The organism is Sphingomonas sp. J344, from assembly GCF_024700005.1.
In the GTDB taxonomy this organism is placed as follows: domain Bacteria; phylum Pseudomonadota; class Alphaproteobacteria; order Sphingomonadales; family Sphingomonadaceae; genus Sphingomonas.
In genome coordinates, this window is sequence record NZ_JAJONB010000001.1 from 1 (window position 1) to 13,254 (window position 13,254).

9 protein-coding genes and 2 pseudogenes are annotated in these 13,254 nt (G+C 65.7%); 4 read left to right on the forward strand and 7 right to left on the reverse strand.

Going from position 1 to position 13,254, the window contains the following annotated elements; translation table 11 throughout:
• Window positions 1-228: 228 nt before the first annotated feature.
• Window positions 229-1,538: pseudogene (locus LRS12_RS00005) on the forward strand (replication-associated recombination protein A).
• Between the two features lie 41 nt (window positions 1,539-1,579).
• Here LRS12_RS00005 and LRS12_RS00010 read toward each other — a convergent pair.
• The 4 genes from LRS12_RS00010 to LRS12_RS00025 form a co-directional block, all read right to left on the reverse strand.
• On the reverse strand, window positions 1,580-2,587 hold the full coding sequence (locus LRS12_RS00010; RefSeq protein WP_257842719.1) for an alginate lyase family protein: 1,008 nt from the start codon (window positions 2,585-2,587) through the stop codon (window positions 1,580-1,582).
• A gap of 232 nt (window positions 2,588-2,819) precedes the next feature.
• Window positions 2,820-5,723, reverse strand: a complete 2,904-nt coding sequence (locus tag LRS12_RS00015; protein WP_257842720.1) for a TonB-dependent receptor — start codon at window positions 5,721-5,723, stop codon at window positions 2,820-2,822.
• Window positions 5,724-5,828: 105 nt separating this feature from the next.
• A complete protein-coding gene (locus tag LRS12_RS00020; protein ID WP_257842721.1) occupies window positions 5,829-7,700 on the reverse strand; it encodes a hypothetical protein in 1,872 nt (623 codons plus the stop codon).
• Window positions 7,700-8,869: a glycoside hydrolase family 105 protein gene (locus LRS12_RS00025; RefSeq protein ID WP_257842722.1), complete on the reverse strand. Its 1,170-nt coding sequence runs from the start codon at window positions 8,867-8,869 to the stop codon at window positions 7,700-7,702. Before LRS12_RS00025 ends, LRS12_RS00020 begins: the two co-directional genes overlap by 1 nt.
• 204 nt (window positions 8,870-9,073) lie before the next feature.
• Between LRS12_RS00025 and LRS12_RS00030 the strand changes: the two genes are divergently transcribed.
• The 3 genes and pseudogenes from LRS12_RS00030 (at window position 9,074) to LRS12_RS00040 (ending at window position 11,020) form a co-directional block, all read left to right on the forward strand.
• Window positions 9,074-9,949, forward strand: a complete 876-nt coding sequence (locus LRS12_RS00030) for a DUF4861 domain-containing protein (protein ID WP_257842723.1) — start codon at window positions 9,074-9,076, stop codon at window positions 9,947-9,949.
• 4 nt (window positions 9,950-9,953) lie between these two features.
• On the forward strand, window positions 9,954-10,706 hold the full coding sequence (locus LRS12_RS00035; protein ID WP_257842724.1) for a FadR/GntR family transcriptional regulator: 753 nt from the start codon (window positions 9,954-9,956) through the stop codon (window positions 10,704-10,706).
• Between the two features lie 76 nt (window positions 10,707-10,782).
• Window positions 10,783-11,020 (forward strand): annotated as a pseudogene (locus LRS12_RS00040) (hypothetical protein).
• 163 nt (window positions 11,021-11,183) lie between these two features.
• Here the strand turns inward: LRS12_RS00040 and flgH are convergent.
• Genes flgH through flgG form a run of 3 tightly spaced genes read right to left on the reverse strand, consistent with a single transcriptional unit; the run spans window position 11,184 to window position 13,239 of the window.
• Window positions 11,184-11,963, reverse strand: coding sequence for a flagellar basal body L-ring protein FlgH (gene flgH, locus LRS12_RS00045; RefSeq protein ID WP_257842725.1), 780 nt, complete (start codon window positions 11,961-11,963; stop codon window positions 11,184-11,186).
• Window positions 11,964-11,977: 14 nt separating this feature from the next.
• Window positions 11,978-12,457, reverse strand: a complete 480-nt coding sequence (gene flgA / locus LRS12_RS00050) for a flagellar basal body P-ring formation chaperone FlgA (RefSeq protein WP_257842726.1) — start codon at window positions 12,455-12,457, stop codon at window positions 11,978-11,980.
• Complete coding sequence (gene flgG, locus LRS12_RS00055) at window positions 12,457-13,239, reverse strand: flagellar basal-body rod protein FlgG (RefSeq protein ID WP_257842727.1); 783 nt, start codon at window positions 13,237-13,239, stop codon at window positions 12,457-12,459. Before flgG ends, flgA begins: the two co-directional genes overlap by 1 nt.
• Window positions 13,240-13,254 lie beyond the last annotated feature (15 nt).

The following is a 13,254-nucleotide window of genomic DNA, read 5'->3' on the forward strand; positions in this document are numbered from 1 at the left end:
CGACCGCGCCCGCCCATCGCCTCTGCGTTGATATCCCATTCGACCGTGAACGGGCCCCATTGGCGGCGTCCGCGGCTGGCATGCATCCCGTGCGGCCCGAAGCCGCGATGATGTCTTCCAAACATTCTTGATCCTTCATATCCGAGTCGTGATGCGTCTAAGATATATCTTGAATGCATTTTGACAAGCCCCTTCGCGACTCCGGCCGAAGTTCCTATATCGTTCCGCATGACCGATCTGTTCGGCGGGACCGAACCCGCCGCCTCCCCATCCGAAATTTCCGCGTCCGCGCCGCTGGCCGACCGACTGCGCCCGGCGCGGCTGGAGGAGGTGGTGGGCCAGGAGCATCTGACCGGGGCAGAGGGCGCGATCGGGCGGATGGTGGCGGCGGGGAAGCTGTCGTCGATCATCCTGTGGGGACCGCCGGGGACGGGCAAGACGACGACCGCGCGGCTGCTCGCCGATGCGGTGGGATTGCGCTTCGTCGCGATCAGCGCGGTGTTTTCGGGCGTCGCGGACCTCAAAAGGTGTTTGCCGAAGCGAAGGAATTCGCCCGTATCGGCCAGCGCACCTTGTTGTTCGTGGACGAGATCCACCGCTTCAACCGCGCGCAGCAGGACGGGTTTCTGCCGTTCGTCGAGGACGGGACGGTGACGCTGGTCGGCGCGACGACCGAAAATCCGTCGTTCGAACTGAATGCGGCTTTGCTCAGCCGGGCGCAGGTGCTGATCCTGCGACGGCTCGACCATCAAGCGCTGAGCCAGTTGCTCGACCGCGCCGAGGCGATCGAGGGCCGCCCCCTCCCCCTCACCCCCGAGGCGCGCGACGCGCTGGTGGCGAGTGCGGATGGCGACGGGCGCTTCCTGCTCAATCAGGCGGAGACGCTCTACTCGGTCAGCTTCGACGCGCCGCTCGACCCTGCGGGGCTGTCGGCGTTCCTCCAGCGCCGGGTCGCGGTGTACGACAAGGATCGCGAGGGGCATTACAACCTCATCTCCGCGCTGCACAAATCGCTGCGCGGGAGCGATCCGCAGGCGGCGCTCTATTATCTCGCACGGATGCTGGTAGCGGGTGAGGAGCCGCTCTACGTGCTGCGCCGGCTGGTGCGGTTCGCGAGCGAGGATATCGGCCTCGCCGACCCGCAGGCTTTGGTCCAGTGCCTCGCCGCCAAGGACAGCTACGAGTTTCTCGGCTCACCTGAGGGCGAGTTGGCGATCGTGCAGGCTTGCCTCTATTGCGCGACCGCGCCCAAATCGAACGCGGCTTATATGGCGATGAAGTCGGCGTGGCGCTCGGCCAAGGAGACCGGGTCGCTGATGCCGCCGCAGAACATCCTCAATGCGCCGACCAGGCTGATGAAGGAGATCGGCTATGGCAAGGACTATGCCTATGACCATGATGCCGAAGGCGGGTTCAGTGGCGCCAACTACTGGCCCGAGGAGATGACGCCGCAGACCTTCTATACGCCGACCGATCGCGGGCTGGAGAGGCGCATCGCCGAGCGGCTGGCGTGGTGGGACGAGCGGCGGGGGCGGTAGCCCTACCTCCCCTCCCTGAAAGGGAGGGGTAACAAATGGGGTCAGCGCACCCGATAGCGCAGCACGACATCGCCTTCACTGCGGCGTTCCCACACGCTCGGCCAGGCAACATCTGCGCGAACCAGTAGCGCGTCGAGCTCCTCCGCCGGCCACTTCATCTCCTTGTACGGCCACGCCTCGGCACGCCCACGATAGGCGGCGATGAAGTCGGTGGCGGCGCGGAGCGAGCGGCCCTTGCCGTCGGCCCAGCTGTAGAGATCGACACCGAGGCACGCGGCGGTGTCGGCGACGTGGTACGCGGGCTCGATCGCGTAGATCGAATAATGCGCGCTGCGGGTGCGGGCGAGTTCGTCGGGCAGCGCGCCGCCCGGCTGCATCTGCTTCTCGATGCGCCTTTTCGGGAAGTCGGCGACGATCTTGCGCGCGAGATCGGGGCGGCGCGCGAACAGCGCGAAACGGCTGACCTGGGCGTCGTACCAGATGCCGTGATTGTTGTTCTTCGCGCCCTCGCCCTTCCCGTTCGCGCTGGACAGCATCCAGTCGAGATAGCGGGAGAACCAGCCCTCCAGCGCCCTGACCTCATCCGGCGACAGCGCGCCCGAGGGACCGGCCAGCCCGACCGCGTCGATCACCCCGATGAACGTACTGGTGTCGAGCACGCCTTCGGGACGTCCGTTCGAGCGGCCGGGGACCATCTGGGCATAGTTCATGTTCGGGTTCATCGCCGTCGCGGGGTCGAGGAACCAGGCGCGGACGATCGCCGCCAGCTTGTCGGCATAGCGGCGGTCGCCGGTGTAATAATAGGCAAGGCCGAGCAGATCGGCGTCACTGCCCATGCGGCCGAGCGCGGTGCGGTCGAAGCGGTTGGTGTTGCGTTCCGGGTTCACCTCGCCGTCACGGCGGACATAGGGGCCGGTCGGGTTGGCGGGATCGGGCCACCAATAGGGGGCGAGGCTGATATAATCCTTGCGGTCGTTGGACGGCGGGATAGTGCGCTTGTCGAGCACGCTGCCGGGCTTGCGCGCGACCGCGGCGTCGGCGCGCTTCACCAGCGCGGCGAGTTCCCCCTTCGCTTTCGCGTCGCTCGGCAGTGCCGCCTTGATCGCGGTCAGTTCGGACGGGCGCAGCGTGAAGGTGCGGCGCCCTTCGAACGCAGCGGCATAGCCGTCGACGCCCGCGCACTGTTGCGTGGATGAAAGGCCGCCGCCGGGGGTGGAGACCCCGCGGCGGCGACGGTGGCAAGGACCGAGAGAGGGATGGCCCAGCCGAGGTTGCGTGCGCTCACAGGCGGACCCGGAAGCCGAAGAAATATTGCGTGCCGCTGTTCGAGACCTCGGCGATATTGTCGTACGTACCCTTGTACATGATGTCCGGTTCACCGGTGACGTTGAGCGCCTGCAGCTTGATCTGGACGTTCTTGGTCAGGTTATATTGGGCCGACAGATTGAGATAGGTACCGGGCCGGATGTAGCGGTTGGTGCCGCCATTGGGCTTGTAATAGTCAGAGCGGTGGCGGACGTTCGCGCGCAGCGACATCCCCCATTTCTCGAACCACACCGATCCGCTGGCGGTCCACTTGGACAGGCCGATCAGGTTCGCGTCGTCGACATAGGCCGCGATCGGCGAGGTATCGGGATATTCGAAATTGGCGAAGGCGCGGTTGACCGATCCCTGAATTCCGAAGCCGTCGAGCGGGTCGGGCAGCCAGGTCAGGACATGGCTGAACGTCGCCTCCACGCCATAAAGGTGGCGCGTTTCCAGATCGTTGGCCGGGCCGACCGGCTCGATTTCGAACGTCTCGGTCGTCGGCGCACCGCCGTCTCGGATGGTGGTGACGGTGATGTCGGTCGGCACCGGCTCCGACCGCCCGATGACCGTGCCCTTGGCCCATTTGTAATAGCCCGCGACCGACAGCAACGTGTCCTTCGACGCATAGAGTTCGACGCTGGCATCTAGATTCCAGGCGCGCAGCGGCTTGAGGTTTGGGTTCCCGGTCGTCGCGTTGAAGATGATGTTGTCGAGACCGGTGCCCGCCGAGGGGTTCAAGTTGATCCCCGCGCCGAAGCTCTCGATCCCCGATCGCGCAATGGCGCGATAGGCGGCGAGGCGCAGCTTCAGCTGGTCGCTGAGGTCGAACGCGATGTTCGCGCTGGGCAGCAGATATTCGTATTTGCCCTTGAGCGTGTTGGTCTGGAGCTGCCCCGCCGGATCGACGCTGACGGCGTAGCTGTCGCCCGGCGTGTCGATCACGATGCGATAGGCCTGGCGATAGCCGATCGAGGTGATGTCGGTGCGCACATAGCGCAGGCCGACATTGCCGCTGAACGGCAACGCGCCCTCATCCTGGCGGAAATTGGCCATGGCATAGGCCGACCAGATCCGCTCCCGCACATCGATGTCGCTCGGATCGCGGCCATCGGCGGGGATCGGAAGCGCGTCGTCGCTGCCGGTGAAGGTGCGGAACAGGCAGTCATTGTCGAACGTCGCCCAGCGCGTGACGTTGCCGCCCATGCCCGACATGTAGCTGCTGGTCGTGAACGGCACGCGGCATTGCTGGTTGGCCAGCGTGATGCGCGCCGCCACCTCTGCAGTGGTGCCGGGGATCGTGTTCAGATCGTTGTTGCGCGCATTGTCGTTGGTGCGGTGGTGGTCGGAGAAGCGACCGCCGATTTTCACCGAGGTGATGAACCCGTCCAGCTCACGCTCGACGTCGAAGCGCGCGGCCCAGATTTCGTCCTGCCGGTCGGTGACGAAGCGGTTGCGCGCATACACGGCGGTGTTGCCGGTCGCGAGGAAATTGGCGTGGTTGGTGATGTCGAACGTGCCGAAATCGACGGTCGGCACGACATTGTCGCCGTCATAGGTCAGCGTGTACGGCACGCGCGTTGTCGAGCGCATGCGCGTCTGCTTCTGCGTTTCGGTGCGGTGGCTGCGCGAATATGAGCCGTCGAGCGCGATGTTCCAGCGGTCGGGCGACCAGATCAGGTTGAGGCCGCCGCCCAGATACTCCTCATTCCGCTGGCGCGTTTCGAGCTGGTTTTCGAGGTTGGAGTTGCCGCGATAGCTGAGCAGCGCGCCGGGGCGGTCGCCATTGGCGCCATCGCTGATCACGAGCGGCTGGACGCCGCGAAGGCCCTCGGTGATGCCCAGAACGTTACGGTCCTCAAGGCTGGCGCGGTTCGAATACTGGCCGTCGATCGCCACCTCGAAATCGCTGTGCGGCCGCCATTGCAGCGCGCCGATGATGCCGTCGCGGATTTCCGACGTCTGCTGGGTGCGGAAGCTGCGCGAGCTGTTGGCGAAATAGGCGTCGCCGCGTGTTTCGCCGATCACCGTGCCGCTAACGGTACGCGGGCCGGTGGCGTTGGTGCAGTTCTGCCCAGCCCCTGCCGCGTTCAGGGCGGCGGCGTTGCCGGTCAGAAGCCACGGATTGTTTGCCGAGGTATTGCACAGCTGGAAGGTCGAGTTCGCGTTGTAATAATCTTCCGGCGCAGTCGTATCCTGGCGCTGATAGCCGATCGAGATGCCGATATCGCCCAGCCCGGTCGAGAACTGGTCGGTGTAGGAGAAATTGGCGCGATAGCCGAGGCCGTCATGCTGATAGACGTCATCGTCCTTGGGCTGGAAATCGCCGCGGATCTCGAACTGGATGCGCCGTTTCCCGTAATCGAGCGGCTTCATCGACCGCAGCTCGATCACCCCGCCGACGCCGCCTTCGAGGAAATCGGCGCGCTGCGATTTATAGACCAGCACGCCGTTGACCAGCTCCGACGGGAATTGCTGGAAGGCAACCGAGCGGTCGGGGCCGGCGGTCGACACCTCGCGCCCGTTGAAGGTCGAAAAGCTGAGTGTGGGGCCAAGGCCGCGCACCGACAGTTCGTTCGCGTTGCCCTTGAACCGGTCGGCCGAGACGCCGACGATCCGCTCCAGCGTGTCGCCGACGCTGTTGTCCGGCGTCGCGCCGATCTCGTCGCTGACCAGTCCGTCAACGACGACGTCGGCGTTGCGCTTGAACTCGATCGATGTGCGCTGAGTCGCGCGAGAGCCGGTGACGAGGATTTCATCTTCGTCGGACTGAGCGGCAGTCGCAGGCGCATCTTCCTGCGCCACAGCCGGCGCGCATACCGCCAGAGCCGCCGATGCCAGCAGCGACCCGCGAATCGCGATGGCCGAAATCTTCCTCATCCCAACTCTCCCCGATTGCGGGATATCAGAATCCCGGCCCGGCTGATACCGGTGTCAACGATGTGTATGACAACTAGCCCAATGCGCGTCAACTCCCCTTTCGGACTAGTTGTATGACAAAGACCAAACCGTCGCTATGGCGCGCGAGTCTATTTCAGCTGCGAAACGGCTGCATTTGACGACGGTAGAGAAGGGTCCGGTCGGCGACCGATACACCGGGTCCGACGCCGGTTGGGCATCGCAATCGCCATAGCCGGAGGCGACGAAGCGCTGCACCGCGCCGCGCGCGAACCGCACCCCGCCCGGCTGCTTTGCCGGATCGCCGGAGAAGGTCGCAAACTCCATGTCGATGCGGCCGATTTTCACGCCCTCCGCCGGGACGATGCGGTCGCGCCGCTCGATCTTGCCGGGCGAAAAGCGATAGTGCGTTTCGATGGACACCCGCGTGTCGAGTTGCGCATCATTGCCCCCCATCCGGTCGAGCGCAGTCTGGTGCCAGCGGACCTCGGTCACCGCGCCACGCCGCGTCACCCGCACATCCTTGAAGAAGGCGAGCGGCATCAGCACGGTGCCGTCGCCCAGGGTGACGCGCGGCAGCAGCTGCGGGAAGGCCGCGTCCGCCGACCCGGCGAGCATGCCGGGCGAGAAGGGGATCGGGAAATAGGGGTTGTTCATATGCTGCCCCTCTGCCCCGTTGATGATCGGCAACGAGATCATCCGATTGCCGTCGCGGATCGTCACCAGCCCGCGATCGTGCAGCCCGCGCGCGAACCAGGTCGTGGTCGAGCGCGGCAGCGTGCCCAACCAGCGCCCGAATCCCGGATCGGGCGCCTGACCGCGATAGCCGAGCCGGTTCCAGATCGCGTTGGTGTAGATATGCTGGCGCGCGAGGCTGAAATTCTCCCCCAGGATGCGCGCTTCGCCGCGATAGACATCGGTGCGCCGCCCCTGCCCCCACGCCGTGCGACCCCACATGTCGACCGATCCGCTGACGGGGTCGATCCAGAAATCCATGTAGCGCGCCGTCACCCGGCTGGAGAAGGCATAGGCCATGCGCTCTTCCACCGGGGTCATCACCTTGAGCAAGGCGGCGGCGGTCAGCACCTCCAGGAACGCGGTGTCGCCATAAGTGCCGATGCTGCGGCCATATTCGAACCCCTCGCCATGCAGGTTGAAGCGCAGGAGCAGCAGGTCGACCGACTTGCGCAGCCACGCCTTGACCTCGTCGCTCGGCGTCATCCCGGTTTCGAGCAGGCGGTGCGCGATCTCGCCGATCAGCAGCACCGAATAACGGTCGAACCGCCCCTTCCCTTCGGTCTCGTCGGCAAAGCCATACTCGCCCGAATATTTCCGATAATGGTCGATCATCCGCGCGAGCAGCTGGTCGCCCGCGCTGGCATCCTCCCAGCCAAGCAAATGGCGAAAACGCGCGATCGAGAAGGCAACGCCGTAATAATTGTTGGGCAGGTTGATCAGGCTGAGATCGGGCCGCACGAAGCGGCGCCAGTCGAGCCGTTGGCGCAGCGTCGCGAGGGTCGCCGGGCGAACGGCGCGCTCGAGCAGGCCGCGCGCGTGCAGGTCGTGTAGGGCGTTGATATAGTAATAGAGGCCCCAGCTCTCATTGTCGTTGGCGAGCGTCAGCTCGGCCATGTCGGCGAACTCGCGCAGACGCTGGTCGAGCCGGGGGTCGTTGGCGTCGAGCGCGACGATGCGGTGCGCCATGGTCGCGGCGATCTTGCCGGGGAGGAACTTGTCCCCGCCCCCGAACACCGCGACGCCGTCGATCTTCGTCGCCTTGCCGTCGCGCAGCAGCTGTTCGACCAGCGCCTCGACCTGCGGCATCAGGCGGGTGGTGACGGTCGCGTCCATCGGCGCAACGCTGTCGGTATAGATCGGCCCGGCGGGAGCCTCGGCTCGGCGATCGGCGGCCTGAGCCGAAAGCGGCGCGGCGAGCGCGAGCAGCAACAACGCCCGCATCAGTGCGCCTCCTTTCGCGCGAGATCCGCCATCGCGGTACCGGCGAGGATGAACGCGCCCGATCCGTAGAATTGCGTTTCCTTCGCCGACACGCTGTCGGGCCGGTCGCCGACCTGCTGGACCCAGCCGAGCATCCCGTCGGGCTGTACCGCACGGACGATCGCATTCCAGCCGCGCACCGCGGCGGCCTGATAGGTCGCACGGTCGAGCAGGCCCGCGTCGATCCCCCAGGCGAAGGCATAGGTGTAGAAGGCAGTCCCGCTGGTCTCGGTCGGGGTCGACGGATCGGTGTCGAGCAGAGACGGCGACCAATAGCCGTCCGCTTTTTGCAGCGTCAGCAACTTCGCCGCCATGTCGCGGAACAGCCCTTCATAGTAAGCGCGCTTGGGGTCCTTGCGCGGCATCGCGTCGAGCATGCGGACCATGCCGCCCATCACCCAGCCATTGCCCCGGCTCCAGAATTGCTTGCGCCCCTTCGCATCGCGCGTGTCGAAGAAACGGCTGTCGCGGAAATAGAGCTTCTCGACCGGGTCGTAGAGATAGTCGGTTGTCGCCTTGAACTCTTCATGCGCGAAGTCGGCATAGCGCTGGTCGCCGGTCTGGCGGGCGAGCTGGAGCAAAGTCGGCGGCGCCATGAAGATCGCGTCGCACCAGCACCAGCGATCGGTGCATTTCGACCAGCCCGCGCCGGGCGCGCCGGGGATGAACTCCAGGCTGCCGGTCGGGCGGTTGGCGAGTACGTTATCGAAATAGGCGATGGTCGGGGCGAGTGCCTCCCTGCCCGCGCCGTTACGTGCCGCCCAGATCCATGCCTGACCGATCAGCTGGTCGTCGGCGTGAAAGGGGTTGTCGCCCAGTTTCCACGCCATCTCACGGCCCAGCTCCATCAGCGGCGGGGCGTAGCGCGCATCGCGCTTGGCAAGTTCGGTCAGTGCGATCCAGAAGGTCGCCTGCTGCCAGTCGCGCGGGTTCTGCACGCTTTTGCGCGCGAGCGGCATCGTCGCCCAATTGGTCTTGTTCGCCAGCTGCCAGTCAGCGACACGACGCACCTGCGCCAGGATCGCGTCGGGCTTGGGCAGTTGCGCGCGCGTCTCGGCCGCCGGGACGGTCGCAATCGGGGCGGACGCAGCGGGAAGCGCTCCGGCAAGGGCAAGCAGAATCAACGACATCTCATTTCCTTCCGGGCATGGCGCGAGCCGTGACGGTCGCAGCCCCTCTCCTGACGGTCCGGCGCATCATGGTTGTTGACACCGGTGCCATAATCTTTCCAATTGACGAATGGCTGTCAATAAGGTTGTCACACAACTAAGCCGCGAAGTCGAGAGGATGGGATGCCGAAACCGCGAATGGCCCGAATGCCGCTCTATGCCGCGATGATCACGGCGCTTGTCGCGGGCGCGGCCTGGGCGCAGCAGCACAAACCGCTGCGCACCGCGACTGCCGAGGAACAGAAGGCGCGCGCTGCGGTGTCGATTGCCGACTATCGATTCGGCGACCTGTTGTTCGAGAACGACCGCATTGCCTTCCGCATCTACGGTCGTCCGCTCGAAGCCGCCGAGCCCCCCTCCTCCTCCGGCATCGACGCCTGGGGCAAGCGGGTGCGATGGCCGTTCATGGACCGCCAGCTGCGCACCGGCGACCAGCATCAGGACCAGGGCGAGGGCGTCGATTTCTACAATGTCGGTACCGGACGCGGGGTCGGCGGCCTGGGCATCTGGCACGACAACAAGCTGTGGACGTCGCGCAACTATGTGAACCCGCGGATCGCTGTGGCGGGGCCGGAGCGTGCGGCGTTCAGCGTCGACTATCCCGCCTGGCCGGTCGATACCGCGCGCACCGTCGCCGAGACACGGCAGTTCGCACTGGCACCGGGTAGCAACTTTATCCGCATGACATCGACCATCGCGTCGAGCAGCAGCCAACCGCTGACTGTCGCGATCGGCATTTCGAAGCGCCCGACCGGCACCGCGCTGGGCAGCATCCTCAAGGATGCGGACAAGGCGCGGCTGGTGTGGTGGGGGCCGGACACGCCCGACAAGGGCGCAATGGCGGCGGCGGTGATGGTCGATCCTGCGGCGTTTGCCGGATTTGCCGAGGATGCCGACAATTACCTGATCCTCGTCCGGGTCACGCCGGGCAAGCCTTTCGTCTATCATGCCGGCGCAGCGTGGAGCGGCGGTCCCGATTTCAAGCGCGAACCCGATTGGCAAGCCTATGTCCAGCAGCAGCAGCCCGATTTCAATCCCTAGTCATATGGCCACGGGCAATGCTATCCGTCCCGTGATGACGGTGACCAAGGCGGCATCGCTGGCCGACGATCTCGTCCAGCGGTTCGAGGAACAGATCGAACGCGGGGAGATGCCCCCGGGGTCGCGCTTTCCGACCGAAAAGGCGATTACCGAGAGCTTTGGCGTCAGTCGCACCGTCGTGCGGGAAGCCTATTCGCGCCTCGCCGCGCGCGGGCTGCTGGTGTCGCGGCGCGGATCGGGTGCCTATGTCGCGGAGGGGGCGCAATATCGTGCGTTTCAGGTGACCCCGGACGAGGTCAGCGCGATCGACGACGTGCTGCGCCTGCTCGAAATGCGCATGGGGTTCGAGGCGGAGATGGCCGATCTTGCCGCGCAACGCCGCACCGACGCCGATCTGAAGGACATCCGCGCCGCGCTCGCGGCGATGGATGCGAGCACCGAGGCGGAGGGATCGGTCGCCGCCGACGCGGCCTTCCACGCCGCGATCGCGCGCGCGACCGGCAACGCCTATTTCGTACGCTTTACACAGTTTCTCGGCGTGCGGCTGGTGCCATCGCGCAAGCTGTATCTGCAGGGCAACGACCCGAAAAAGCACCAGCGCTACGCCCGCATGATCAACCGCGACCATGAGGCGATCTACGCGGCGATCGCGGCGGGCGACCCGGCGGCGGCGCGGCGCGCGGCGCGGCGGCATATCCAGAAGTCGATCGACCGGCATGAAGCGCTGAAGGCGGGACGGAGTGCTGGCGAAGACTAGAGCTGACGCCTATCCGCAACCGCCTGAACTAACACGGGTTTCATCCGTTACGGCTGTCCAACTCAGGACGACCGGCATGTTCACGCAACTCAATCCCCCTATCCCGCTCAACGTGCTCGGCAAGGGTGAAGGCTATGCGATCGGCATGATCGATTATGGCCAGGAACATAATCTGATCTGGGTCACGGCGATCAATGAGACGGGGGGAGATTTGGTGCGCCCCAAATCCATCCGTTCGACTGACCAAGAACTGGACGATGGGGCGGCCTTCACCGAAGCTGCCAAGCGCGTCGGGCGAGCGCGCTTTCGCCTGACGCAGGATTTCGAACAACAAAAAAGGGGGAGGGTTTCTCCCTCCCCCTCTTTGGAATGGCGGCGCTTCTGCGCCTCCCTTCCCTTTCCACGGCCCCCGGCTGGGAAAGGGGCTGCCCGTCCACGGCCCCCCGGCTGGGACGGGCAATCCTGTTGACTGCCCGCTTAGAACGGGAACAGCGCGTCGTAGATCTGTTGGCCCCAGCGTGCCTGCTGCGCGTCGGACAGCTGGCCGCGGCCGCCATAGCTGATCCGCGCTTCGGCGATCTGGCTGTGGCGCACCGAATTGTCGCGGCCGATATCCTGCGGGCGGACCACGCCGCTCACCACCAGTTCGCGCAATTCGTTGTTCACGCGCACTTCCTGACGGCCGCGGATGCCCAGATTGCCGTTGGGGAAAACGTTGGTGACGATCGCCGACATGGTCATGTTGATCGTTTCGGAACGGCTGATATTGCCACCGCCGCCCGACTGCGACTTGCTGTCGGTGCTGGCGAGGTTCGCCGGATTGAGCGCCTTGGGCAGCAGCTTTTCAAGGCCGAGCAGCGAGGCGATGCTGGCGCTTTCCGAACCGGTGCGGACGCGCGAGGTGTTGTTGCCCACCTCCGCCTTGTCGGCGATGTTGATCTTGATCGTCAGAATGTCGCCCATCCGGGCCGCGCGCTGATCGCTGAAGAACGCGCCCGCACCGGCGCGAAACAGCGACGCCGAGGCTGCGGGCGCCTGAACCGGAACGACTCCGGGTGCTGCCGGGGTGCCCGCGACGGCAGCGACCTGCGCCCCGCTGCGCAGGCCAGGGGTGCCAAGCGAGCGTTCGCCGCCGGGCATCGCCATCTCTTCAGGCGCGGTCATCTTGGGTGCCTTGCCGATGCGGCCAAGGCGTTCGACGCTGCCGCAGCCGGAAAGCAGGGACGCGGTGGTGATGGCGAGAACGATCTTCTTCATGGGTTTCTACTCCCTCAGTAAGCGATTCGGACCAGCCCGTTGCCGGCGACGAAACCGTCGAGCGTGCGCTGGGTGGCGGTGGCGACGACGCGGACCGGTTCTCCCGCCCCCGCGCTGGCCAGGGCGCGGCCCTGGGTGGTGATGGTGAGTGCGCCGGTCTTGTAGGCGATCAGCACCGGCTCGCCGCGACGGACCAGTCGCGGGGCGATGACGTCGCTGACCCGGACGATCGATCCGGGCGAGAGCGGGCGCACCGCTTCCAAGCCCTTGGCAGCCTCCGCCTCGATCGCGCCGCGGCCCATGTTGGGTGAGCGCTTCTCATAGACGAAGTCGTCGGCGGACAGGATCTCGCCACGCTGCACGGCGCGCGCAAGCACGGCGACCTCGACCTGAGCGGGTGCGACGCGCACCGGAGCGGGCGTCGGCGCAGCCGTCTGGGCGGGGGCCGGAACCGGCACCAGCGCCAGTGCCACAAAAGCGATGCGGTAAACCATCAGCGCAGCTGGCTGGTCGTGGCCAGCATCTCGTCCGCGGTCTTCACGACGCGGCTGTTCATTTCATAGGCGCGTTGCGCGGTGATCAGCGCGGTGATTTCGGCCACCGGATTGACGTTCGACGCTTCGACAAAGCCCTGCTGGAGTACGCCGAAGCCCGGCTCGCCCGGATTGGCGATGGTCGGCTGGCCCGATGCTGCGGTTTCGAGGAAGAGGTTGCCGCCCTGTGCCTCAAGCCCGGCCTCGTTGATGAAGGTCGCGAGCTGGAGCTGGCCGACATTCTGCGGCTCGGGCTGGCCGGCGAGGATCACCTGGACCTCGCCCGTCTTCGAGATGGTGACGTCGATCGCCTCGGCGGGAATCGTGATCCCGGGCTGAACCGGGAAGCCGTCGGCGTTGACCAGTTCACCCTGGTCGGACAGCTGGAACGATCCATCGCGGGTATAGGCGGTCTCACCCGACGGCAGGGTAATCGCGAAATAGCCACGGCCCTGGATTGCCGTGTCGTAGCGATTGTCGGTCTGGGTCATCGCGCCCTGGGTCGCGATGCGATAGACGCCGCCGGTCTTGACGCCTGCGCCGATCTGGATGCCGGTCGGCACGCGGCTGTCGGGACCGGACGAACCACCGGGACGGGTCACCTGCTGATAGAGCAGGTCCTGAAACTCGGCACGCTGGCGCTTGTACGCCGTCGTGTTCATGTTCGCGATATTGTTCGAGATGACATCGACATTGGTCTGCTGCGCGAGCATGCCCGTGCCGGCGATGGAGAGGGTACGCATGGATCAGTCTCCGTG